The organism is Xanthobacter sp. BG11Y11_SDJG (genome assembly GCF_057364445.1).
The window spans coordinates 1-570 of sequence record NZ_JBNFNU010000885.1; the positions used below are offsets into that span (position 1 = coordinate 1).

1 pseudogene is annotated in these 570 nt (G+C 75.1%); it reads right to left on the reverse strand.

From position 1 onward, the window contains the following. Nucleotides 1-241: pseudogene (locus AC2W7M_RS27115) on the reverse strand (hypothetical protein); the annotation flags it as partial. Nucleotides 242-570 lie beyond the last annotated feature (329 nt).

Genomic DNA, 570 nt, shown 5'->3' on the forward strand with positions numbered 1-570 from the left:
CGGCCCGTCGCGCGCAGCGGCGAGGAGGCCCAGTTCGCCATGGCCGAGGCGAGGGGATGGTGCGGCGCACGCCGCGGATCATGCGGGCGACCGGCAGCGCGGCCGCCGGGGCGATCACGTCCACCGGGCGGCCGGGCTCGCGCAGGCGCAGCACCTCGATGAGGCTCGCGGCCATGACCATGTCGCCCACCCAGGCGGGGCCGACGAGAAGAAGAGGCGAGACGGAACCGATGGCGCGCATGTCTTGATCGCCGGGGAGCGCCCGACCTGGAGAAGACCCCGCGTCCAGCGCCCGCCCCGGGGGCGCGGCGTGGACCTGTGTCCCGACCTTTTCAGCCATCCCGTCGCGGGCCGCTCGGCGGCGCGATCAGCCCGCAGTGCGAGCCGACCGGAACCTGCGCCAGGAGCGCCGCGCCCGTCAAGGGCGAGCGTTGGGTCGCGCGCGATCCGGCGTCGATTCGGTCCGCCCGGACGCAACCCCTCTTGGGGAGACGGCGGCACCGTCCAGGAACCAAACCGCCGGCACCTGTGGCGCCGGCGGTCGTGAACCACGCCATGGCTGCGCTTGCG